General features: G+C 58.5%; 23 protein-coding genes and 1 pseudogene. 9 read left to right on the top strand and 15 right to left on the bottom strand.

Going from position 1 to position 22,431, the window contains the following annotated elements; all coding sequences use genetic code 11:
• Window positions 1-39: 39 nt before the first annotated feature.
• The 3 genes from RS584_RS00230 (at window position 40) to RS584_RS00220 (ending at window position 2,595) form a co-directional block, all read left to right on the top strand.
• Window positions 40-1,197 (top strand): multidrug effflux MFS transporter, encoded by a 1,158-nt coding sequence (locus RS584_RS00230; protein WP_017383668.1) that lies wholly within the window; start codon window positions 40-42, stop codon window positions 1,195-1,197.
• An 82-nt stretch (window positions 1,198-1,279) separates the two neighbouring features.
• Entirely contained in the window at window positions 1,280-1,576 is a 297-nt protein-coding gene (locus RS584_RS00225) for a YicS family protein (protein WP_003861030.1), read from the top strand.
• 113 nt (window positions 1,577-1,689) lie between these two features.
• Window positions 1,690-2,595 carry an EamA family transporter gene (locus RS584_RS00220; protein WP_047737265.1) on the top strand — a complete coding sequence of 302 codons (906 nt, stop codon included), beginning with the start codon at window positions 1,690-1,692 and terminating at the stop codon, window positions 2,593-2,595.
• 108 nt (window positions 2,596-2,703) lie between these two features.
• On the opposite strand, the gene nepI is transcribed toward RS584_RS00220, so the two are convergent.
• The 3 genes from nepI to RS584_RS00205 form a co-directional block, all read right to left on the bottom strand.
• Complete coding sequence (gene nepI, locus RS584_RS00215; protein ID WP_015570108.1) at window positions 2,704-3,894, bottom strand: purine ribonucleoside efflux pump NepI; 1,191 nt, start codon at window positions 3,892-3,894, stop codon at window positions 2,704-2,706.
• 169 nt (window positions 3,895-4,063) lie between these two features.
• Window positions 4,064-4,582, bottom strand: coding sequence for an SRPBCC domain-containing protein (locus tag RS584_RS00210; protein ID WP_017694007.1), 519 nt, complete (start codon window positions 4,580-4,582; stop codon window positions 4,064-4,066).
• Window positions 4,583-4,679: 97 nt separating this feature from the next.
• A complete protein-coding gene (locus RS584_RS00205) occupies window positions 4,680-5,132 on the bottom strand; it encodes a DUF1198 domain-containing protein (protein WP_193042217.1) in 453 nt (150 codons plus the stop codon).
• 99 nt (window positions 5,133-5,231) lie between these two features.
• On the opposite strand from RS584_RS00205, the gene RS584_RS00200 reads away from it, so the two are divergent.
• The gene (locus RS584_RS00200; RefSeq protein ID WP_015570111.1) at window positions 5,232-6,134 is read left to right on the top strand and encodes a LysR family transcriptional regulator; all 903 of its coding nucleotides are present in this window, start codon (window positions 5,232-5,234) and stop codon (window positions 6,132-6,134) included.
• On the opposite strand, the gene RS584_RS00195 is transcribed toward RS584_RS00200, so the two are convergent.
• The 10 genes from RS584_RS00195 to RS584_RS00150 all read right to left on the bottom strand — a co-directional run bounded on the left by RS584_RS00195 (window position 6,122) and on the right by RS584_RS00150 (window position 15,529).
• Window positions 6,122-7,126 (bottom strand): alpha/beta hydrolase, encoded by a 1,005-nt coding sequence (locus RS584_RS00195; protein ID WP_315748744.1) that lies wholly within the window; start codon window positions 7,124-7,126, stop codon window positions 6,122-6,124. The two genes, RS584_RS00200 and RS584_RS00195, sit on opposite strands and share 13 nt — an antisense overlap.
• A gap of 170 nt (window positions 7,127-7,296) precedes the next feature.
• Window positions 7,297-8,688, bottom strand: coding sequence for a hexose-6-phosphate:phosphate antiporter (gene uhpT / locus RS584_RS00190; RefSeq protein ID WP_006808805.1), 1,392 nt, complete (start codon window positions 8,686-8,688; stop codon window positions 7,297-7,299).
• A gap of 132 nt (window positions 8,689-8,820) precedes the next feature.
• A complete protein-coding gene (locus RS584_RS00185) occupies window positions 8,821-10,131 on the bottom strand; it encodes an MFS transporter (protein ID WP_017383677.1) in 1,311 nt (436 codons plus the stop codon).
• Complete coding sequence (uhpB, locus tag RS584_RS00180) at window positions 10,124-11,629, bottom strand: signal transduction histidine-protein kinase/phosphatase UhpB (protein ID WP_315748743.1); 1,506 nt, start codon at window positions 11,627-11,629, stop codon at window positions 10,124-10,126. The genes RS584_RS00185 and uhpB overlap by 8 nt, the downstream gene beginning before the upstream one ends.
• Window positions 11,626-12,219 carry a transcriptional regulator UhpA gene (uhpA, locus tag RS584_RS00175; RefSeq protein WP_315748742.1) on the bottom strand — a complete coding sequence of 198 codons (594 nt, stop codon included), beginning with the start codon at window positions 12,217-12,219 and terminating at the stop codon, window positions 11,626-11,628. Before uhpA ends, uhpB begins: the two co-directional genes overlap by 4 nt.
• A 125-nt stretch (window positions 12,220-12,344) precedes the next feature.
• The gene (ilvN, locus tag RS584_RS00170; RefSeq protein ID WP_015570113.1) at window positions 12,345-12,632 is read right to left on the bottom strand and encodes an acetolactate synthase small subunit; all 288 of its coding nucleotides are present in this window, start codon (window positions 12,630-12,632) and stop codon (window positions 12,345-12,347) included.
• A 3-nt stretch (window positions 12,633-12,635) separates the two neighbouring features.
• Window positions 12,636-14,324 (bottom strand): acetolactate synthase large subunit, encoded by a 1,689-nt coding sequence (ilvB, locus tag RS584_RS00165; RefSeq protein WP_015570114.1) that lies wholly within the window; start codon window positions 14,322-14,324, stop codon window positions 12,636-12,638.
• 229 nt (window positions 14,325-14,553) lie between these two features.
• Window positions 14,554-14,652 (bottom strand): ilvB operon leader peptide IvbL, encoded by a 99-nt coding sequence (ivbL, locus tag RS584_RS00160; protein WP_057979964.1) that lies wholly within the window; start codon window positions 14,650-14,652, stop codon window positions 14,554-14,556.
• 146 nt (window positions 14,653-14,798) lie between these two features.
• Window positions 14,799-15,218 carry a type II toxin-antitoxin system HigA family antitoxin gene (locus RS584_RS00155; RefSeq protein ID WP_023323924.1) on the bottom strand — a complete coding sequence of 140 codons (420 nt, stop codon included), beginning with the start codon at window positions 15,216-15,218 and terminating at the stop codon, window positions 14,799-14,801.
• Window positions 15,215-15,529 carry a type II toxin-antitoxin system HigB family toxin gene (locus tag RS584_RS00150; protein WP_023302825.1) on the bottom strand — a complete coding sequence of 105 codons (315 nt, stop codon included), beginning with the start codon at window positions 15,527-15,529 and terminating at the stop codon, window positions 15,215-15,217. The genes RS584_RS00155 and RS584_RS00150 overlap by 4 nt, the downstream gene beginning before the upstream one ends.
• A 486-nt stretch (window positions 15,530-16,015) precedes the next feature.
• Between RS584_RS00150 and tisB the strand changes: the two genes are divergently transcribed.
• The 4 genes from tisB to emrD all read left to right on the top strand — a co-directional run bounded on the left by tisB (window position 16,016) and on the right by emrD (window position 18,872).
• Window positions 16,016-16,105: a type I toxin-antitoxin system toxin TisB gene (gene tisB, locus RS584_RS23365; RefSeq protein WP_017383683.1), complete on the top strand. Its 90-nt coding sequence runs from the start codon at window positions 16,016-16,018 to the stop codon at window positions 16,103-16,105.
• A 64-nt stretch (window positions 16,106-16,169) separates the two neighbouring features.
• On the top strand, window positions 16,170-16,616 hold the full coding sequence (locus tag RS584_RS00145) for a GNAT family N-acetyltransferase (RefSeq protein WP_144427615.1): 447 nt from the start codon (window positions 16,170-16,172) through the stop codon (window positions 16,614-16,616).
• Window positions 16,617-16,678: 62 nt separating this feature from the next.
• Window positions 16,679-17,512 (top strand): DMT family transporter, encoded by an 834-nt coding sequence (locus RS584_RS00140; RefSeq protein WP_315748740.1) that lies wholly within the window; start codon window positions 16,679-16,681, stop codon window positions 17,510-17,512.
• A gap of 175 nt (window positions 17,513-17,687) precedes the next feature.
• Window positions 17,688-18,872, top strand: coding sequence for a multidrug efflux MFS transporter EmrD (gene emrD, locus RS584_RS00135; protein ID WP_315748738.1), 1,185 nt, complete (start codon window positions 17,688-17,690; stop codon window positions 18,870-18,872).
• On the opposite strand, the pseudogene RS584_RS00130 reads toward emrD, so the two are convergent.
• Both RS584_RS00130 and dsdC read right to left on the bottom strand, forming a co-directional pair.
• A pseudogene (locus tag RS584_RS00130) lies at window positions 18,778-19,863 on the bottom strand (cellulase family glycosylhydrolase); the annotation flags it as partial. The gene emrD and the pseudogene RS584_RS00130 overlap by 95 nt on opposite strands.
• Window positions 19,864-19,947: 84 nt before the next feature.
• On the bottom strand, window positions 19,948-20,874 hold the full coding sequence (dsdC, locus tag RS584_RS00125; RefSeq protein WP_023302824.1) for a DNA-binding transcriptional regulator DsdC: 927 nt from the start codon (window positions 20,872-20,874) through the stop codon (window positions 19,948-19,950).
• A gap of 204 nt (window positions 20,875-21,078) precedes the next feature.
• On the opposite strand from dsdC, the gene dsdX reads away from it, so the two are divergent.
• Window positions 21,079-22,416, top strand: coding sequence for a D-serine transporter DsdX (dsdX, locus tag RS584_RS00120; protein ID WP_193042222.1), 1,338 nt, complete (start codon window positions 21,079-21,081; stop codon window positions 22,414-22,416).
• The last annotated feature ends 15 nt before the right edge of the window (window positions 22,417-22,431 follow it).

Below are 22,431 nucleotides of genomic sequence, written 5' to 3'. Positions count from 1 at the left end.
GGGCGGCGCAACGTTGCCCGGCCATCAGAGTAAATACCTATGGCAAAACTCTCTTTTTCTTTCGCGGCCATCCTTGGCCTGCTGACGGCTATCGGGCCGCTGTGTTCCGATTTTTATCTTCCGGCGCTGCCGGAGATCGCCACCCAGCTCAACACCTCCACAACGCTGACGCAGCTTTCTCTTACCTCGGCGCTGATTGGCCTGGGGCTGGGACAACTCTTTTTCGGCCCGCTAAGCGATCGCATCGGACGTAAAACGCCGCTGCTGTTCTCACTTTTGCTGTTTGTACTGGCTTCAGTGCTTTGTGCCAGCACGCAGAATATTTACGCCCTAATCGGCTGGCGATTTGTGCAGGGCGTTGCCGGGGCGGGCGGCTCCGTACTTGCCCGCTCCATCGCCCGTGATAACTATCATGGCACGATGCTAACGCAGTTTTTTGCCCTACTGATGACGGTCAACGGCATCGCGCCCGTGGTGTCCCCGGTACTCGGTGGCTATATCGCGTCGCATTTCGACTGGCGGATGCTGTTCTGGGTAATGGCAGGGGCGGGTCTGGCGCTGCTGATCGCCAGCCAGCTTTTTATCCGCGAGTCCCTCACAGAGAAACAGGGCGGGGGATCGCTGACGCAAACCGCCAGGACGGTACTTAAAAATCGTCGCTTTATGCGCTACTGCCTGATCCAGGCCTTCATGCTGGCGGGGCTGTTCGCCTATATCGGGGCATCCTCCTTTGTGATGCAAAACGAGTATGGCCTGAGCGCCATGCAGTTCAGCCTGCTGTTCGGTGTGAACGGTATCGGCCTGATCGTCTCAGCGCTGATTTTCTCCCGTCTGGCACGCCGACACCCGGCGGAAGGGTTAATGCAAATAGGTCTGGTTTTGGCCTTAACCTGCGCGGGGCTGACGTTGCTCTTTGCGTGGATGCAGCTTTCCGTTCCGGCACTGATTGCACTCTTTTTCACCGTCGCATTTAACAGCGGGATCAGCACCATTGCGGGTTCAGAAGCGATGAGCGCAGTCGACGCGAAGGAGTCCGGCACAGCGTCAGCCATTCTGGGCATGCTGATGTTTTTATTCGGCGGGATCGCAGCGCCTCTTGCCGGTATCGGCGGAGAAACGATGCTGAAAATGAGTCTCGCGGTGTTAGTAAGCTATGGCATTGCACTGGCGATCGGATCCCGCACGCAGAATGCGTAAATTCATACTTTTGGCTTGAATCGCGTTGATGAATGTAACGATATATTTCAGGGGAAGCATGTGACTTTCAAAGGAGGTTTCGATGAAATCTGCACACCTGGTTTGCCTGCTCGTTTGCCTGATTTTCGCTGCGTTTGTTCACGCGCAGGAGAAGAGCGCTCCGGAGAAAGAGGCCCAGATAAAACAGCAGGTCCTGAAAGATGTGAAGAAAACCTGTACCCCGCAGAAAAAGCAGAGCGATAAGGCCTGGCAGGCGATGATTTTGTCGTCTGAGGCCAATCAGCTGCTGATCAAAAACGCCATCACCGCCGTGAAGCGTGACAACCTGGACGCCTACTGGGATGCAGTAAGTCAGGTGGATTGTATGGAAGATTACTGAGGGTTGAGGGCACCAGACCGCACCCTACAAGGTTTTGTAGGCCGGGTAAGCGTAGCGCTACCCGGCAAGATCCCATGTTATGCTACAAAAAAACCAACATAACAGGGGAGAACATGGGTTCCACACGCAAAGGGATGCTCAACGTCCTGATCGCCGCCGTTTTATGGGGCAGTTCCGGGGTTTGCGCGCAGTACATCATGGAGAAAAGCCACATCTCTTCGCCTTACCTGACCATGGTTCGTCTGCTGTTTACCGGCGTGATCCTGCTGACGCTCTCCTTCGTTCACGGCGACAAGATTTTCTCGGTCATCAAAAACCGCAAAGACGCCCTCAGCCTGCTGTTTTTCTCGCTGGCTGGCGCGCTTACCGTGCAGCTCACCTTCCTGCTGACAATTGAAAAATCCAACGCCGCGACGGCCACCGTGCTCCAGTTTCTGTCGCCGACCATTATCGTGGCATGGTTCGCGCTGGCGCGGAAAACGCGTCCCGGCATATTTGTCTTATCCGCGATTTTCACGTCGCTTGTGGGTACCTTCCTGCTGGTAACCCACGGCGACCCGACGTCGCTCTCCATCTCGCCGGCCGCGCTGTTCTTCGGTATCGCCTCGGCGTTTGCCGCGGCGTTTTATACGACGTACCCGTCGACGCTTATCGCCCGCTACGGCACGCTGCCGATTGTCGGCTGGAGTATGTTGATTGCGGGACTAATGCTGACGCCGTTCTACGCCGGACGCGGCACCACCTTCGTGATCGACGGCGGCCTGCTGCTGGCGTTTTTCTACCTGGTGGTGATTGGCACCGCGCTGACGTTCAGCCTGTATCTGAAAGGCGCACAGATGATCGGCGGGCCGAAGGCGAGCATTCTGAGCTGCGCCGAGCCGCTGAGCAGCGCGCTGCTGTCGGTGGTGTTGCTGGGGGTGGCATTCACCCTGCCGGACTGGCTTGGGACGTTGTTGATTGTGTCGTCGGTGGTGTTGATTTCGATGGATTCGCGCAGAAGGGTTAAGGCATCGGCGTAGCCTGATGTCCCCTCACCCCGGCCCTCTCCCCAAAGGGGCGAGGGTGAAAAGACAGCACCGAGCAGTCCCCTCTCCCCTATGGGGAGAGGGTTAGGGTGAGGGGGGGATTTACTTCGCCTTAACCTTCCCCGCCACCAGCAGCGCGGTCAGCAGCATCAGCGTGCCGGAAATTACCAGCGGCGAGGTCAGCCCCAGGTGGTCGAGCGCTACGCCGCCCACCGCCGCGCCGCAGGTATTCGCCAGCTGGATCACCGCCACCTGAATCGACCCGGCTTTTTCCGCCTGATCGGCAAGCGAGCGGGTGATCCACGTCGACCAGCCCACCGGCACCAGCGCAAAGGCAAAGCCCCAGATAATCGCGATCGCCGAAGCCACCCACTTATCGCTGCCCCACAACACCAGCACCGCGGCGCTGATCGCCAGCACCAGCGGGGCACCCGCCAGCGCCACCTTCAGGGAGCGCTTCAGGAACTGGGACGACAGCGAGGTGCCGACAAAACTGGCGATCCCGAAGCTCAGGAGCACCAGCGTCAGGCCGTCCACGTCAAAGCCCGCCATGGTCATATACACCGGGCGGATATAGGTGAAGAAAGCAAACTGCCCGGCAAAGGCCATGAAGATGGCGGTCATCCCCGCCAGCACGCCCGGGCGCTTCAGCAGCGCGAACATGTTCTGTTTGTGGTGCGCCGCTTCCCCCGGAAGGGACGGCAGCGCCTTCCACACCCAGATAATGCACAGCACGCCCATCACCGCCGCCGCGTTAAAGACGTTGCGCCAGCCGATAATTCCACCGAGGAAACTGCCCAGCGGCGCGGCGATCACCAGCGCGATCGAGACCGCACCGAAGATAACGGACAAGGCTTTTGGCACCGTACGCGCAGGCACCAGGCGCATGGTCAGCGAGGCGGACATCGCCCAGAAGCCGCCTAATCCCAGCCCCAGGCAGGCACGGCCGAGCAGCAGCAGGGTGAAGCTTTCAGCGAAAGAGACCAGCAGGCAGGAGAGCGTCAGCAGCACGCTGAACAGAATAACCACCTTGCGACGGTCAATGGTGCCGATCGCCTGCGTGATAAACAGGCTGGCGAACATCGCCACAAACGCGGTGACGGTCACCGACTGCCCCGCCACGCCCTCGGAAATGCCCAGATCCTGCGCCATCGGCGTCAGCAGGCTGACCGGCAGGAACTCGACGGTGATCAGGCAGGCGACGCAAAATGCCACGGAGAAAACCGCCGACCAGTTGGGGCGTGAAACCTCTTTGGCCTGCGGTGTAGTCGTGGGCTGGGTATGTTCTGTCATGGCATCACCTGAAGATAAAAACGTGCGGAAAAGTCGCGCAGTTTATCATCAAAAGTGTGACGAATTTAACGTTTCGACAACTTTTGTCGTTTTTTAATGCCGGGCGGCGCTGCGCTTGCGCCGGCCTACGGGCTTGTAGGCCCGGTAAGCAAAGCGCCACCGGGCAAAATTACCCGCGAGCCTTAAGAGCGGCATTCGCTAATCCCACGATCCACTCCTGATGCCCGTTAATCATTGGGTTCGGCACCGTGCGCGCTAATTCCTGTGCCGGCACGCCTTTCTGCGACTCCTGAGTCAGAATGCGCACGCGGTTTCCCGGCAGGTCTTCAAACAGCCAGGCGTGGATCACGTCCAGACGCGAATTTGCATCCCCTTCTACCCAACCGTGCCACGCGATACGCGCGGCTTCGCCCTCCACGGGCGGAACATACTCCGTCACCTGCGCCTCAACCGGAAAGCCAAAGGTGGTGAAGCGGAAGCGGGCGTTGGCGCTCAGCGCCGGGCCGCTGCCGTCGTGAAAACGGATATCTTCGGCGTTGCTGTAGTAGTTCGGCCACAGGGTGGTGTCGTTGAGCTGCGCCCAAATCTCTTTTGCGCTCAGCCCGGCGACGATGATTTCGTTGGAGGCAAAGTTATCGGTGGTGCCGGGCAGGTAGTCGTTCGGCCAGATAATGGCGGATTGTTTCATGGTTCACCTCATCGGTTAGTTGATAAGGTGATGGTGCGCCTGCGGGTGATATAAATCTAATGACGATGCTTTATACTCTTCATCACGTTTTGTGATATCAGTGCAGGTAAAACACGCCCTCTTCCGGCAGGAAAAGCTGGTTGTAGCGCAGCTGGAAGGCGTTGAACTCCTGCGGGTCTGGCTCTATCTCGCGCATAAAGCCGAGCGCGAGGCGGATTTGCGCGTCGGTGATCGGCGCGGCCAGACGGGCTTTACGCAGCATGCGGTGCCAGGTATGCAGATTCTCTTCGCTGGCGTCGACGATGCAGACCTGCCAGATCAGCAGCACCTGGGCGGCATTTTGCAGATGCGCCTCGTCGGGGCGTTCAAGATAGCGGATAAACTCATTGCCCGGCGTTTTACCGAACTGGTCAATCATCGACTCGACCGGCATCGGGGTGATCCCCAGCCGCTCGCTTAAACGTTTGATGGCGCGGCGGGAGTCTGAGGTCAGGACACGAAATCCAATCACAAACACCACGGCAAGCGTTGCCAGCATTATCCAGACCATGCGTTCTCCTTAGACTAGCCGCCCATCATAGCGGGAAACGCAGCGCGTCAACAGCGGGCAGCGCCATAATAGTAAACGGAAAAGAGGTGGAAAAACATCATGAAAGCGGATCTGCGCACGCTGGATCTTAACCTGCTGAAAACGCTGGATGCCCTGCTGGACGAACGCAGCGTCACCCGCGCGGCGGCGCGTCTTGCCCTGACCCAGCCAGCGGTAAGCGGCATGCTTAACCGCCTGCGGGATTACTTTGAAGACCCGCTGTTTATCCGCGCGCCGCACGGCATCGTGCCTACCACCCGGGCGGAAGCAATGGCGGCTCCCGTCAAACGCATTCTGGCAGATATCGACGAGCTGCTTCAGCCGATCGCCTTTGATCCGCTCACCGCAACGTTCACCTTCACGCTTGCCGCGACCGACTACGCCCTGCGCGCGGTCGTCGTGCCGTTTATCGCTGCGCTTAAGGTACAGGCGCCGGGTATTCGCGTGCGCGTGGTGCCTGTGGAATCTGACCGTCTGGTCAGCCAGCTCGAACAAGGCTCTGTCGACGTGGCGCTGATCACCCCGCACACCACGCCAGATGAGCTTCACAGCCGGGCGCTTTATGATGAACGGTACGTTTGCATGATGCGTGCCGACCATCCGGATGCCGGACAGCCCATGACGTTAGACCGGTTTTGCGCCCTGGAGCATGTGCTGGTCTCTTACGAGGGCGACGGTTTTCGCGGCGTAACGGATGGCGCGCTGGAGAAAACTGGCCGAACGCGGCATGTTGGCTTATCAGTGAGTAACTTTTTAGTCCTGCCGGACGTGCTGGCCCTCAGCGATATGATTGCCGTTGTGCCATCACGCATAGCGGAAAAGCAGACGGGGATGTTCGTCTGCGAGACGCCGGTTCCCGTGCCCGGTTTTACCAAAAGCATGGCCTGGCACGGCAGAACGCACCGCAACCTCGCGCAGGCGTGGCTGCGCGGGCTGTTGCTGGAGACCAGTCAGCGCGCCTGAAGCCCTTTCAGCAGCGCCTCGTGGAAGCGGGCAGGATCCTGCATCTGCGGCGCGTGGCCCATGTCGTTAAATTCAACCAGCGTCGCGTGCGGAATGCGCTTCGCCGTCTCTTTACCCAGCACCGCGTAATTGCCGAGCGTCTTGCGGATCTCCGGTGGGGCGAGATCCTTCCCGATGGCGGTGTTGTCCTTCGTGCCGATCATCAATAATACCGGCATCTTCAGCTCGCTAAATTCATAGACGACCGGCTGGGTATAAATCATGTCGTAGAGCAGCGCCGAGTTCCACGCCACGCGCGCTTTGCCCGGCCCGTTGTTTAACCCGGCAAGCATGGTGACCCAGCGCTCGTACTCCGGCTTCCACTCCCCGGCGTAGTAGGTGTTTTTCTCGTACTGACGAACACCGTCGGCACTGACCTTCAGCTCACGCTGGTACCACTGGTCGACCGTAATATGCGGCACGCCGCGCGCTTTCCAGTCTTCAAGCCCTATTGGGTTCACCATCACCAGCTGCTCCACCTGCTGCGGCCACATCAGCGCGTAGCGGGTCGCCAGCATGCCGCCGGTCGAGTGGCCGATGACCGTCACGCGATCAACGCCGAGCGTTTTCAGCAGCGCGTGGGTGTTATCCGCCAGCTGCTGGAAGGTGTACTGATAATGCTCCGGCTTGGTGGATTTGCAGAAGCCGATCTGGTCGGGTGCGATCACGCGATACCCGCTGGCTGAAAGCGCGCGGATCGTGCTGTCCCAGGTGCCAGCGCAGAAGTTTTTGCCGTGCATCAGCACCACGGTGCGGCCGTTGGGTTTTTCCGGCTTCACGTCCAGGTAAGCCATATCCAGAGGCTGGTTCTGCGAGGTAAAGGCAAAGTGTTTTACCGGCCAGCCGTAGTCAAAACCTTCCAGCTTCTCGCCGTAGGTGGGGGCATCCGCGGCCATTGCGGGGGAGGCCAGCGCCATCAACAGCGCCAGGCAGGACAATCGTCGGGTCAACATGCAAGCTCTCCGTTAGCAAAAAGGGCTAAGGCTGCACGAAAGGCGGCAGCAAAAAAAACTGTAGAGCATACGGGGGAGCGGGTGTGTAAAGCGGGGTAAAGGTAAAAGGCAGGCCGTGAAAAATAAAAAAGCCCGGCATCACACACCGGGCAAAGAAGTTACCTGCACACTCAGGCTACTTTTAATTTCTGCGCACGATTCTCGCGGCGGATCTTACGCTCTTCCAGCACCGCAACCATCGCCATCAGGACGATACAGCCAATCGCTGCCGCATCCAGCGCGGCGAAAGTGCCCGCCCAGCCGGTGAGGCCGAAAATTGGCGTGCCGTCGGCGATCATGCCCAGACCGAGCTTGGCGAAGCTGTCGCCGATCAGGTAGGCGAAGGTGCCCTTAATCCCATCGGCTGCGCCGATCGCTTTTTTCGGCACAAAGCCAACCGCCGCCACGCCGATCAGCAGCTGCGGACCGAACACCAGGAAGCCGAGCGCAAACAGCGACGCCAGGTAAACGTACTGGTTGCTGGCGTGCTGGTAGACGCCGAGGGTGGCGATAATCAGCGCCAGCGCGACGCAGGCCACCAGCGCGCGACGGCCGTTGGCAAGATCGGAGAGCCAGCCCCACAGCAGGGTGCCGACCAGCGCGCCCACTTCGAACAGGGTGAAGCCCTGAATCGCCACTTCCTTAGAGAGCTTCAGCTCCTGGAAGGCATACACGGTGGACCACTGGTCGATACCGATGCGCACCACGTACAGGAAGATGTTCGAGAAGCAGAGCAGCCAGATCACTTTGTTTTTCAGCACGTACTCAACAAAGATCTGCCATTTGGACATCTCGTTTTCTTCGGTCTCTTTGTCCTCCTCGCTGATCTCCTCCCCGAACAGCTCTTCAGCTTTGCCGAGGCCGTAGGATTCCGGGGAATCGCTGCCGTAGCGCAGGCCGATAAAGCCGACAATCAGGGCGATAATCGACGGGAAGATAAACATGCCGATCACGTGGCCGTCGAACAGGTAGTTCGCACCGAACAGCGCCACGCCGGCCGCGCCCGCTCCGCCGAGGTTGTGGGAGATGTTCCACATGCCGAGGTACGAACCCCGCTTGCGGCGCGGGGTCCATTTGGTGATGGTGGAGTAGCTGCACGACCCGCCGGTACTCTGGAAGAATCCGCTCAGGGCGTAGAAGGCGATCATCAGGAACAGGCTGACGGAGCCCGCGCCCATGCTGGCGCTGAAGCCGAGCATACAGATGGCAGAGAGGATCAGCATAAACGGCAGAAACTGCTTGGTGTTTTTGCCGTCCGCGTAGTAGGACACAACCGTTTTCCCCACGCCGTAGGTGATGGAGAAGCCCAGGCCAATCATCCCCAGCTGCGTCATGCTCAGCCCGTAGGTGGAGATCATGTCGTTCTGCGCGATGTTAAAGTTTTTGCGGATCAGGTACATGGTCAGGTAGCCGATGAAGACCACCAGATAGGACTGCATGAACGGTTTGAACCACATCTTGCGCCGCACGTCGAGCGGCAGATCCAGGGTCGGCTTGCGCACCTGATTTAAGAAGGCCAGCATGACTGAGTTACTCCTGAGCTGATTTTTGCAGCATTGTAAAAACCAGCCAGGAGAGATGCCTGAGACAGCGTCCAGGTGAAACCGGGAAAATTTCTTAGTTTTGCGCGTCTCGGCAGCAAAAGGTGAGACGCGTCACGCTTCGCGCGGTGCCTGCGCGTGCAAAAACGGCAGCAGCAGCAGGGCGGAGATGCCCGCCGCGATGGCGATCACCGCGAAGAACCCGCTCCAGTGCCAGACGTCGATCACCCGCGCCAGCGGCCAGCCGGAGAGCGATGCGCCGAGGTAGGCAAACAGCCCGACAAAGCCCGTCGCCGCACCTGCCGCCTCTTTGTGGGAACACTCCGCCGCCGCCATGCCGATCAGCATCTGCGGGCCAAAGACGAAGAAGCCGATGGTGAAGAAGCACGCCGCCTGCATCACGTAGCTGGCGAACGGCATCAGCCACAGCGAGCCGACGGAGAGCAAAATCCCGGCGGCGAAGATCAGGTTCATCGGGCCGCGGTTGCCGTTGAACAGCTTGTCCGAGCCCCAGCCCGCCACCAGCGCGCCGATAAACCCGCCCAGTTCAAACATGGTCACCGCCGAGTTGGCGGTCACCAGGTCCACGCCGAGAGTTTCGGACATGTACAGGTTGCCCCAGTCGTTGATGGCCGCGCGCACCACGTAGACCAGCACGTAGCAGAGCGACAGCAGCCAGATGTAGGGGTTTTTCAGCACGTATTTGGTGAGGATCTCCTGGCGGGACAGCCCCGCGCCTTCCTGCTGCTGGGCGATCTCCATCTCGTCGTGCCGCCAGTCGCCCACCGGTGGAAGGCCGACGGTTTGCGGCCTGTCGCGCAGGCGCCAGCAGAGGAACAGCCCGGCGACAATCGCGAGGCCACCGGCAATCATCATCCCCGCGCGCCAGCCGTAGTGCAGCGCCGCCGCGCCGACCACCATCGGGATCAGCGCCCCGCCGACGTTATGCGCGGTATTCCATATCGCCCACCAGCCGCCGCGCTCGTTGCGTGAGTACCAGGCGGTGAGCAGGCGGGCGCAGACCGGCGCGCCCCAGCCCTGGAAAAAGGCGTTCAGCGCCCACAGCAGGGCGAAGGCCCACAGCGAGGTGGAGAAGCCAAACAGGATGTTCACCACGCCGGTGGCGATCAGCCCAACACCCATAAAATAGCGCGCGTTGGAACGGTCGCTGACGATGCCGGAGAAGAACTTCGACAGGCCGTAGGTGATGTAAAACAGCGTCGCCAGCAGGCCGATATCGGTGCGCGTCATCACGCCGCTGGCGAGGATTTCCGGTGCGGCGGCGTTGAAGCTTTTGCGGGTGAAATAGAACAGCGCGTAGCCGAGCCAGATGGTAATCAGGATATGGCGACGCCAGTAGCGGTAGCGGGCATCGATTTCCGCTTTGTTGCTTAGCGGGGCGGCGCTGGCGGGGGTTTTAAACATGGTGCGTCCTTAACGGCAAACTGACGCTGACGCGCGTCCCGTGGGTGCAGGAGATGTTCAGCGTGCCGCCCAGCGCCTTTACGCGCTCGCGCATGCCCGCCAGGCCAAACCCCTGCTGGCCGGAGCCCGGCGGCAGGCCGCAGCCGTCGTCTTCAATCACCAGCATCAGGCGCTCGTCCTGCTGCCAGCCCTGGATCGTTACCGCGCTGGCGCTGGCGTGTTTGACGATGTTGTTCAGCCCTTCCTGGCAGACGCGGAAAAGGGTCACGCGCTGGCCTTCGCTCAGGGTAGCTTCATTGATGCGCCAGTCGAGATGGCTGACAATCCCGCGGCTCTCCAGCTCCATCTCGCGCATCAGAGAGCGTATTGCCTGCTCGAGCGAGAGATCGTCAAGCTGGCGCGGGCGCAGCCGCCCTAACAGGCGACGAACGGAGTCATAGACACCCAGCGAAAGCTGTTCGATATGCGCCCCGCCCTGCTTCACGCCCGCGTTTTCTGCCGCCAGGCGCTGAACAATGCCCGCCTGGGTGCGGATGGCGGTGATGGTCTGGCCGATGTCATCGTGCAGCTCGCGAGCAACCTCCTGGCGCACGCTCTCTTCCGTCTCCAGCAGACGCTCCGCCAGACGGCGGTTGCGCGCCAGCTCGGCTTGCAGAGACTGGTTCAGCTCGCGCAGGCGCTGTATGCCCGCGCCGAGCAGCAGCCCGGTCAGGCTCTGGGCCAGCAGCGAGAGCAGCAGATCTACCGGGTGATCGTGCCAGGTCTGGCTGGCAATCAGCGCGATGGCGTTCATCAGCGTGGCGATCAATGCGCCCTGCCAGCCGTAATGCCAGGCAAGGGCGATGATCGGCAGCGCCAGACAAAACGGCGTAAAGCGTGATAATTCAGCGGGCAGACCAAGCTGCAACCACAGGCTCACCACAAACAGCAGCAGATACCAGATCAGGTGCCGGGCGCGCCAGTTCACCGGCTGGGAGACCAGCGCCGGGCCGAGCGGCTGCCAGACGGTGCTGGTAAGGTAATGCCAGATCACAAGGCAGGTCGGGGCCAGCGTCAGGCCGCCGGTGAGGGTCAGCAGCAGGGCGTTGAGCCCCTCCTTTTCACCCACCCACGGCAGGGACTGCAACAGCGCGGCGGCAATCAGCGCCGCACCCTGACGCAGCAGCGTGCGCCAGTCGCGCTGGTGACGGTAGCGGGAAATCAGGGCGACCGGGATAAGCGTGAGCAGGCTTCCGGTCATCAATAAAGGCAGGTGCGCGAGGTCCACTTCCTGCGCCAGCCAGATCAGCATCAGCCACTCTGCGCCCAGCAGCACCGGCCAGTAGCCGCGCGGGCATTGCAGCATTAGCCCCAGCCGCAGGCCAAAGGGGAACAGCAGCACCGCCAGCTCCGGGCGCTCGACAAGATGCAGGCTGATACTCCACATACAGAACCACGCGGCGGAGAAGATGAAAAAGCTGGCAACAACGGCGATCAGCCGCGAAAACAAGGAATTCATTGCCAGCTGTCAAACATACGGCGCGCCAGCTCGACATCGTTACTGACGTTGAGTTTTTCCATCAGGTTGGCGCGATGAACGTGAACGGTTTTCGGGGACAGATCCAGATCCGCGGCAATCTCTTTTACCGACATGCCCTGCGCGAGTTTTTCCGCAACCTGGCGCTCGCGTCTGGTGAGCGGATCCTGCCGTCCCGCCGCCAGCTTGATGGCAATATCCGGCGTCAGGTAGCAGCCGCCGGTGGAGACGGTGCGCACGGCGGCAATCAGCTCGTCCGGGCTACAGCGTTTAGAGAGAAACCCGCGCGCCCCCGCGTTGAGCGCCTGCTCGACCAGCGCCGGGCTGTCGTGGACCGAGAGCATGATCGTCGCCATCCCTTTCGGCAGCTGGCTTAACAGCTCCAGCCCGGAGAGGTCCGGCATGGAGATATCGCAGATACAGACCTGCACCCCGCGCCCCGGCAGGCCCGCCAGCGCCTCGCGTCCTGAGCCAAACTCGGCCACGACCTGAAAATCCGGTTCGAGGTTTAAAAGCTGGGCAAAGCCGGAGCGAACGATAAGGTGGTCGTCGATAAGGGCGATGGTGGTCATGGTTTGATCCTGATGCGTTAACGCGCCGGATGGCGGCGCAAACGCCTTATCCGGCCTACGTGTAACGTCCTTGTAGGCCGGATAAGCGCAGCGCCATCCGGCAAAAGCCTCTTACCTTAAGTGATTTACTCAAAAAACACCGCAATTTTGTTAAACATGGTGGGATCGGACTGGTTGCGTGCCACTTTGGTGACGTCCTCCAGCTTGTCGATCTGCGCCATCATCTGCTCCAGACGCTGGTCGTCGTTCACCAGTAGCCAGATGCGGCTGTGCTCGCTGCCCTGAATCGGCAGGCACAGAATGCCTTCCACGTTAAACGCCCGACGGGCAAAGAGCCCACAGACGTGGGTCATGACGCCTGGGTGGTTGCGGACGGTGAGTTCCAGAATGACGTTATCACATTGTTTCTGCATAGCTTATTCCCCCACCATCTCAGTATTTGCCGCACCCGGCGGCACCATCGGATACACTTTTTGTTCAGGGTCGATACGCACGTGGATCAGCGCCGGGCCAGGGCGAGAAATCGCATCCTGCAACGCCGCGTGGGCATCTTCTTCGGCGTTCAGATCGCAGGTGTGAAGGCCAAAACCAGCGGCAATCTGCATGAAGTTGATCATCCCCGGATAGGTCGCCGCAAACACGCCCTGCTTGTAGAACAGGCTCTGCTGCTGGTGCACCAGACCCAGCGCCTCGTTGTTCATCAGAATGATTTTAACGTCTAACTGGTTTTCGGCCGCCGTCGCCATCTCCTGAATATTCATCATCAGGCTGCCGTCACCGGAGAAGCAGATCACCTTGCGGTCCGGGTTGGCGAGCGCCGCGCCAACCGCTGCTGGCAGGCCGAAGCCCATGGTGCCAAGGCCGCCGGAGGTCAGCCACTGGCGCGGACGGTTCAGCGGATACGCCTGGGCGGTCCACATCTGATGCTGGCCGACGTCGGTGGTGATAATCGCGCTGTCATCCACGCAGGCGGCGACGGCGTTGATAAGACCATAGTGGCTCAGCGGGTCGCCCTCGGTTGGGATAGCGCCCGGGAACTCCCGTTGCAGATCGGCCACCAGCTGGCGCCAGTCGGCGCGGTCGGTTGCCTCCGTCTGCGGGATCAGCTGCGCCAGCACCTCGGCCACGTCGCCCTGGATCGCCACGTGCGGCTGCTTGATTTTACCCAGCTCGGCGCGGTCGATATCCACGTGAATGATTTTGGCGTTCGGGCAGAACTGCTCGGTTTTGCCAATCGCCCGGTCATCAAAACGCGCCCCCATAACTATCAGCAAATCCGCCTCTTGCAGGATGTAGTTGGTGCTGCGCGCGCCGTGCATGCCCAGCATGCCGAGAGAGAGCGGGTGCGCTTTTGGCAGCATACCCAGCGCCATCAGGGTCATAGTGGTGGGCAAATTAGCTTTTTCAGCGAACTGGCGGATTTCATCCGCGGCGTTGATCGTCCCGCCGCCCAGATAGAGCACCGGGCGTTTGGCGGCGTTGATCATCGCCGCCGCATCGCGCACGCTCTCAGCGCTGAATTCTGGCGCGGGGGCACGGTCACCCGGCTCCGGCAGAACGTCGATCTCAATTTCTGCGGTCTGGACATCCTTAGGAATGTCTATCCACACCGGGCCCGGGCGGCCAGACTGCGCAATGCGGAACGCATCGCTGATAACCTGAGGCAGCTCGCTGATATCGCGAACTAAATAGTTATGTTTGGTGATGGGGATAGAGATGCCGTAGGTGTCGACTTCCTGGAACGCATCGGTGCCGATCATCGAGGACGGCACCTGGCCGGTAATGCAGATCAGCGGAATGGAGTCGAGACGCGCGTCGGCGATGGCGGTCACCAGGTTAGTGGCGCCCGGCCCGCTACAGGCCATACAGACCGCCGGTTTACCCTGGGTACGCGCCATGCCCTGGGCGATAAAGCCTGCGCCCTGCTCGTGGCGCGCCAGCACGTGGCGGATCTGTGTGCTTTGGCTTAACGCATCATACAGCGGCAGTACGGTCCCACCCGGGATGCCCGCAACGGTGGTGATGCCCTGTCGTTCCAGTAAATGAACAATCAGCTGCGCGCCTGTAAAACGCGTCTTGGTGGATGTTGTGCCCGAACTTGCCATGCTCCAGTCCTTTTCTTCTGAGCCAGCTTTACGCGTCGTATTTCAGGTTGCAGATGCGTTGGCTGCGTTCCCTCACCCCAGTCACGTACCTATGTACGCTCCTGGGGATTCGCTCACTTGCCGCCTTCCTGCAACCCGAACTACTTAGCGTATCCGGGAGGGGTCCTAAACGAAAAACCCCGCCCGGTTTGCGCCGGCGGGGTTTTGGATTCGTGTGTTGATCCAGTCCCTACGGCGCATTGCCGACGACCACCACCACACGCACGACGACCACTGCGGCAGGTTGCGCAGTTTTTAGTAGGGTCGACGTGAAGATGGATGAAGTCATTGGGGACCTGTGTTTGGAATCATTGATTGAATTTATACAAACACAGGTTTTCGGATGTGACAATGGAAATATTTTCATCTGCGCAAAAATGCGTCAGGGATCACGTTTCGTTTGTTGGGTGGTGACACTCAATAAAGGGTTTTTACTCATTCAATAAATAACGCAGGTGATACCCCAAATCTGGCCGCCAGCTTTTTAATATGGTTCAGGGTAAGCTGTCTCTGACCATTCAGAACCCGTGAAACCATCGATTTACTACCAATTTCATCCTTAAAATCCGATATCGTCAGATTGTATTGATCCATCAAGGTTCTTAAAACTGCAATTCCGACGGGAACGGACTCCATCTCCTTGCGTAATGCGACTATCTCTGGCCGATTAGCTTCGTAACGGCTAATTCTGGCGCACACAATATCCAGCAAGGGGCTATTGGGCTCGTTCATAAGGAGATACTCAACCAGCTCAAGCGCATCCTTATAATCTTTCTCGCTCGGCTGTTCACCCAGTAAAGGAACGGCCGCAACAAGGGCGTGCGTAGCTTTCATTGCATCAGCGACGATCATCATTTCTTCCCCTTAGTGCGATGTTTCTCCGTAAAACGGTCATATTCCTTATGAGTAAAAACATGGCGCACATAAAACTTTTGGCTTTCAAAGAATATGAGAGCCACTACTCTGAGATTGTTATTTGCAATATCAATAACATAATGCTTATCAAGATACTTAAAGTTATCCAGCGTTGGGAAAAGTTTTCTCAGTGCAGCGGGCGTCGGGCAGTGGCTCTTTTCAATAACTCGTCCTAAAAAGAGAAGCTCTTCTCTGTGTTGCGGGAACTGGCTTACCGCATCCAAAATTGCCTTCATTGAGATTAAATGCATCCTGCTTGCCTGCCGCGTCCATTGCCATTATGGCAACGATAACACCTGTTGCCAATAAGTCAACGAAGGATACTATTTTCACTTCGTCAGAAAACAAAAAACCCCGCCTAAGCGAGGTTTTTATCAGGGTTTTGCGGTTGGTTGCCGCAGAACACACTGTGTTACGTCAACGCGAAAAGTATACGCGATCGAAGACGAACGCGCAATTCCGGCACGGATTTTGACGTTTTTGAGTATGGATCGCCTTCCAAATTTTGTCCATAAAATACTGTTCATGCATACAGTATTTATCTATACTGAGGGTGTTCGCAGTGAGCGAGGGGGCCGCAGTTTACCGGCGCAACGAAGTCCTGGCTGAAACGGGTGGTGCCGTCAGTGCCTTAACCCCTGAAGTGAGCACACTGTGTTACGTCAATCCAGGTGCTGGCCACAGGCGGCGGAAAGGTACGCCAGCATCGTGCTCCTTTTAACCAAAAGGAGACGCGTATGAGCGTCGTGGATATGGTCATACTTGTCCTCAAACTCATTGTTGCTGTATTGCAACTGCTTGATGCTGTCCTGAAATACGTTCGGTGATTCAGGTTCAAGTCGCACCTGAGAGGGGCGGGCAACCGCCCCTCTTTAATAACGAGGGAATGCTATGTCGCGTCTGTTAATTGAGCCTGTCACGCCCGATGAACCCGGGTATATCGCCCTGAAGGCGGAGAGTATCGCGTTGAATTTCAATATGCTGCGCAGGCTTGAAGAGAACTGGCAGCGGGGTGAAAACCGCTTTAACGCGCCGGGTGAAAAACTGCTGGGGGCGTTTCTTAACGGCAGGCTGGTAGGCGTGTGCGGCCTCAACCGCGATCCGTTCAGCCAGCAGCCGCGCGCCGGACGTATTCGTCATCTCTACGTCAGCGAAAAGTGCCGTGGGCAGGGCATTGGCAAACAACTTTTGACCGTGGTGATGGCGGATGCCAGCATCTGGTTTGATTTTCTTAATACCCATGCGCCGGAAACCGCGTACGGATTTTACCATCGGGCGGGCTTCAGCCTGGTGTCAGACGAACCCCGGGTGACGCACCGCCTTTTTTGCGCAGTGTAAGCGGCTGGCAGCATCGACGGGTGAATGTTACAGTTGGATGACATTTCACCAACCGATACGCCATGACCATCACCGTTTTCTGCATTTTACTGTTCGCCGCACTGCTGCATGCCAGCTGGAACGCCATCGTTAAAGCCGGAACGGATAAGCTCTACTCGGCGATCGGGGTCAGCGGTTCAGCCGCGCTTATTGCTCTGATTTTACTGCCCTTCTCTCCTCAGCCAACTGCCGCAAGCTGGCCATATTTGTTCGTCTCCTGTGCGTTACAGGTGGTGTACACCGTGCTGGTAGCGAAGACCTATCAGGTCTCCGACATGAGCCAGACCTACCCCCTTATGCGCGGGACGGCCCCCCTGCTGGTGGCGCTGATCAGCGTATTGGTGCTCGGGGATCATCTCTCCTGGCTTGCCTGGTCCGGCATTGGGGTCATTTGTCTTTCGATTCTGGCCATGGCGATGAACGACCGCATGCAGTCACGCAAGGGGATCTGGCTGGCGCTGCTGAACGCCTGTTTTATCGCCGGGTATACCCTGGTGGACGGCACCGGTGTGCGACTCTCGGACACTGCGCTGGGCTACACGCTCTGGACCTTCTTCATGAACGGTTTCTGTCTGCTGAGCTGGGCAATAGTGGCGCGGCGTCGCGAAGCGTCCAGCTATCTGCGCCTGCACTGGAAAAAAGGGCTGCTCGGCGGCGTCGGGACGATGGGATCTTACGGTCTGGCACTCTGGGCGATGACCCAGGCACCGCTGGCTGTGGTCGCGGCACTGCGTGAAACCTCTATTCTCTTCGGCGCATTAATCGCATTTGTGCTTTTAAAAGAGAAGGTTGCCGGCCTGCGCATCGCGGCGGCACTGGGTATTGCTGCCGGTGCGGTCCTGCTGCGCCTGGCGTAATTCGCTGGCAACATTAGTTGCCGATCTTGTTTACAAATCCTGCCTTCACGCCTTCTGTCATTCATCACAGTAATGCTTAAATTGTCATCTCTCTGTGGTAGATTCCTCGCGCATTTATGGGAATGCGTAGTCACTTATTCTTTATTTATCTCTTTTGGCAAAAGTATTCAGCGACATGAAAAAGCAACGGAACGTGAACTTATTGTTGATGCTGGTGTTACTGGTGGCCGTCGGGCAGATGGCACAAACCATCTACATTCCGGCGATTGCCGATATGGCAAAAGATCTGAGCGTCCGCGAAGGTGCAGTCCAGAGCGTGATGGCAGCCTATCTGCTGACCTATGGCGTTTCACAGCTGGTTTATGGTCCCCTGTCCGATCGCGTCGGGCGTCGTCCGGTCATTCTGGTGGGCATGAGCATTTTCATGGTAGCGACGGTGATTGCCATTACCACTCACAGCCTGACCGTCCTGATTGCCGCCAGCGCCCTTCAGGGCGTGGGCACCGGCGTTGGCGGGGTTATGGCGCGTACCCTGCCGCGTGATATGTACCAGGGCACACAGCTTCGTCACGCCAACAGTCTGTTAAATATGGGTATTCTGGTCAGCCCGCTGCTGGCCCCGCTGATTGGGGGTCTGCTGGACACCGTCTGGTCCTGGCGCGCCTGTTACGCCTTCCTGCTGGTGCTGTGCATTATTGTCACCTTCAGCATGGCGCGCTGGATGCCGGAAACCCGCCCAAAAGACGCGCCGCGCACGAAGCTCATCGCCAGCTACAAAACGCTGTTCAGTAATGGGTCCTTTACCTGTTATCTGTTGATGCTAATCGGCGGCCTGGCGGGCATTGCGGTGTTTGAAGCGTGTTCCGGCGTGCTGCTGGGCGCAGGCCTTGGCCTGAGCAGCATGGTGGTGAGTATTCTGTTTATTCTGCCGATCCCGGCGGCGTTCTTCGGCGCATGGTTCGCCGGACGTCCGAACAAGCGTTTCTCCACGCTGATGTGGCAGTCGGTGATCAGCTGTCTGCTGGCCGGGCTGATGATGTGGATCCCGGGGCTGTTTGACGTGATGTCGGTCTGGACGTTGCTCATCCCGGCGGCGCTGTTCTTCTTCGGCGCGGGCATGCTGTTTCCCCTCGCCACCAGCGGCGCGATGGAGCCGTTCCCGTTCCTCGCAGGCACGGCAGGCGCGCTGGTGGGCGGTTTGCAGAACATCGGTTCCGGCGCGCTGGCCTGGCTTTCGGCTATGATGCCGCAGACCGGGCAGGCGAGTTTAGGCTTGCTGATGACCCTGATGGGGCTGCTGATTTTGCTGTGCTGGCTGCCGCTGGCGTCGCGTGTCTCGCATCACGAACAGCCGGTTTAACCGCATGATGGCCCGGCTTCTCGCCGGGCTTTTCACAGACGGGCGCAATCATCGCCTGCAATAGCCGCTCTGGGGCAGGCCGCCACGCCCCCTCTTCCCCGTCATAAAACTGAACATCGGCGTTTATTGCATACGGGATGTTGGCCTGTTTCAGCTCGCACGCCATAAACGTGGCAAACGCCATCTGCGAGGCGGTTGGCGTCAGGCTTTTCGATTCGCCCACCCCCCAGCCGCCAACCCAGCTCACATGCCCGGTTTTTTGTTGCCAGTGCAGCGCGGCGTTGATTCGGTTACGGATAGCCGCTTTCTCAGCCGCAGTTCCGGACGTCCACGGGTATTTACCGTTCGTTTTCAGCGGGCCCCAGGGGAAAATATGCCACTCCGCCAGCAGGTAATTCTGGCTGTGCGCGGGCAGCTTCAGGCTGGATAAATCCTCCGGCGCGGCGCGCAGACGAGGGGCGATAAAAATCATGCGGCTGGCATCAATGGCGTGAATGTCTTTGATCGCTTTCTCATACACCCGGTTGAGCGAAGCAACGTTGTGGTTGAGCTTGTCCGCCGGTTCGTAGATCAGGTCAAAGCCCAGCAACGGCGAGCGCTGACCAAAATAGTGCGCCACGGCAATCCACCAGTTAATCACCTCTTTTTCGGTATCCGCTTTCGGGTCGTTTTTATATTCATCGGCCTGATAAGCGATGATGGGGATGACGCCGTATTGCTCGCAGGCCTCCACCAGCTTACGCAGGTGAATCAGCCGCGCTTCCGTCGGTTCGCCCGCCACCCGAATACGGACATGGTGTATGCCTTTCGCCTGAAAATCACGGACCACCAGCGGGTCGAACTCGCGGATACCGCGCTCGGTGCGTGCCCAGTCGACATCCATTCCGACGCCCAGCATCTGCGCGTAACGGGCAGCCGTCAGCGGCGGCTCAGCGGCAATCGCCCAGCCGGAAGAGAGTAAGATCGCAGTGGCAATAAAAGGCTTTAACACGGTTTACCCTGGATAAATCAAAAGCATTACCTGTATTTAGCACGCTTTTTCACATTTGGTGTAGAGCGAAAGCGTAATAATTCTTCAACCCGCCAGTTCTCTTAGCCAGCCGATAAAGGCGTCAATTTTCGGCCACTGACGGCCGGGAAGCGTTGAGACGTAATAATGCTGATGGCACTTGAGAGTTTTCCCATCAAAGGGTGCGATCAACTCCCCTCGTTCGAGACGTTTTTGCACCAGCCGCTTTCTCCCCATCGCTACCCCCACATTATTCATGGCCGCGATAATGGCTAAATCAGAGCGATCGAAGCCAATACCCGATGATAACGGCATATTCGCCGCGTAATGCTGCGCCCAGCTCAGCCACTCATCCGTACCGGAATCATTGCTCCAGGCCTGACGGTCGTGCAGTAACGTGCAGTGGCTGAGGTTATGGGGGTTTTTCAGCAGTTCATGCTCCCGGGCATACGCCGGCGAGCAGACGGGCAAAATCTCTTCATCCATCAAAAAGTGATGAGAAAGGTGGTTTGGCGGCGTATCGTCGAAATAGAGCGCCAGATCGATGCCGGTTCGCTGCATGTTGACGTAATCATTACCAGTCAGAATAGTAAGTGAAATCGACGGGTAGCGGCGGGTAAAATCCCCCAGCATCGGCACCAGCCAGCACTGGGCGATCGACGGCCGGGAGTACACCGTTAGCGTACCTGACAGCGCCTGGTTTTTAATATCCAGGATCTCCTGATTCAGGGTGTCGAGGGACGATTTCAGCGTCCAGTAAACGCGCTTGCCTTCCTGCGTCAGCTCCACTTTACGGTGTGAGCGGACAAACAGCTGAATGCCCAGCTCCTCTTCCAGCAGGTTTATGCGGTGGCTCACCGCGCTGGGGCTGAGCGACAGCTCCGCCGCCGCCAGCGCGAAGGACTCATGCCGGGCGGCCACTTCAAAGGTGTACATTTTCGACAGTTGCCAGCCGTTTAACAGCCGGTTTCTGCCTTCATTCGCATCGGTCATCACAATTCCCACACGTAATTTCTGCGTTCAGCATACCGCTCAAGAATGAATTTATGTGAACCTAATACGAGTTAAGTGCGCTTTTTAGAACACAGTCACTCAGTTGATCCAATCTGGCTCATCTGAACGCCAATTTATATCGTTTGTCAGCCCACGCTGTTTTTTCGTCCAATACCCCCAGATGACATAAGGGTGAGGTGAGATATGGGATCTCAGGTCTGGGTTGTGGCAACGCTGCTTGTCAGCATCGTATTGATTGTTTTAACCATCGTAAAACTGAAGTTTCACCCGTTCCTCGCGCTGCTGCTGGCAAGCTTTTTCGTCGGCGCGATGATGGGGATGAGCCCGCTGGATATGGTGAACGCCATTGAGAGCGGGATTGGCGGTACGCTGGGCTTCCTGGCGGCGGTTATCGGTCTTGGCACTATTCTCGGCAAAATGATGGAAGTCTCCGGCGCGGCAGAGCGCATCGGGATTACGTTGCAGCGCTGCCGCTGGCTGTCGGCGGACGTGATTATGGTCCTGGTCGGCCTGATCTGCGGCATTACGCTGTTTGTGGAAGTGGGCGTGGTACTGCTGATCCCGCTGGCGTTTTCCATCGCCAAAAAGACCAACACGTCGCTGCTCAAGCTGGCCATTCCGCTCTGTACCGCACTAATGGCAGTGCACTGCGTGGTGCCTCCGCATCCGGCCGCGCTGTTTGTCACCAATAAATTAGGGGCGGACGTCGGGACGGTGATTGTCTACGGTCTGGTGGTGGGCCTGATGGCGTCTCTGGTTGGCGGCCCGCTGTTCCTGAAGCTGCTCGGCGATCGTCTGCCCTATAAGCCGGTTCCGGCGGAATTTTCAGACCTGAAGGTGCGGGAAGAACACACGCTGCCATCGCTGAGCGCCACGCTGTGCACCGTGCTGCTGCCGATTGCCCTGATGCTGGTGAAAACCATTGCCGAGCTGAACATGGCAAAAGAAGGCACGCTTTATACCCTGCTGGAGTTTATCGGCAACCCTATCACCGCGATGTTTATCGCCGTGTTTGTCGCCTACTACCTGCTGGGGATCCGCCAGCACATGGGCATGGGCGCAATGCTGACCCATACGGAGCACGGCTTTGGCTCTATCGCCAACATTTTGCTGATTATCGGCGCGGGCGGCGCGTTCAACGCCATCCTTAAAACCAGCGGTCTGGCGGAGACGCTGGCGCATATTCTCTCGAACCTGCATATGCACCCTATCCTTCTCGCCTGGCTGGTGGCACTGGTGCTGCACGCCGCCGTCGGTTCGGCAACGGTAGCGATGATGGGTGCCACGGCGATAGTGGCGCCGATGCTGCCGCTCTACCCGAACGTAAGCCCGGAGATCATCACCATTGCCATCGGGTCCGGCGCTATTGGCTGCACGATCGTGACCGATTCTCTCTTCTGGCTGGTGAAGCAATACTGCGGCGCGACCCTGAACGAGACCTTCAAATACTATACGACGGCGACGTTTATCGCCTCGGTGCTTGCACTTGGCGGCACATTCCTGCTTTCTTTCATTATCTGAGCGCGAAGAGACGTA

This window comes from Enterobacter sp. DTU_2021_1002640_1_SI_PRY_ASU_LCPMC_013 (genome assembly GCF_032389435.1).
Classification (GTDB): domain Bacteria; phylum Pseudomonadota; class Gammaproteobacteria; order Enterobacterales; family Enterobacteriaceae; genus Enterobacter; species Enterobacter hormaechei_C.
This window is presented reverse-complemented; position numbering and strand designations above follow the sequence as displayed.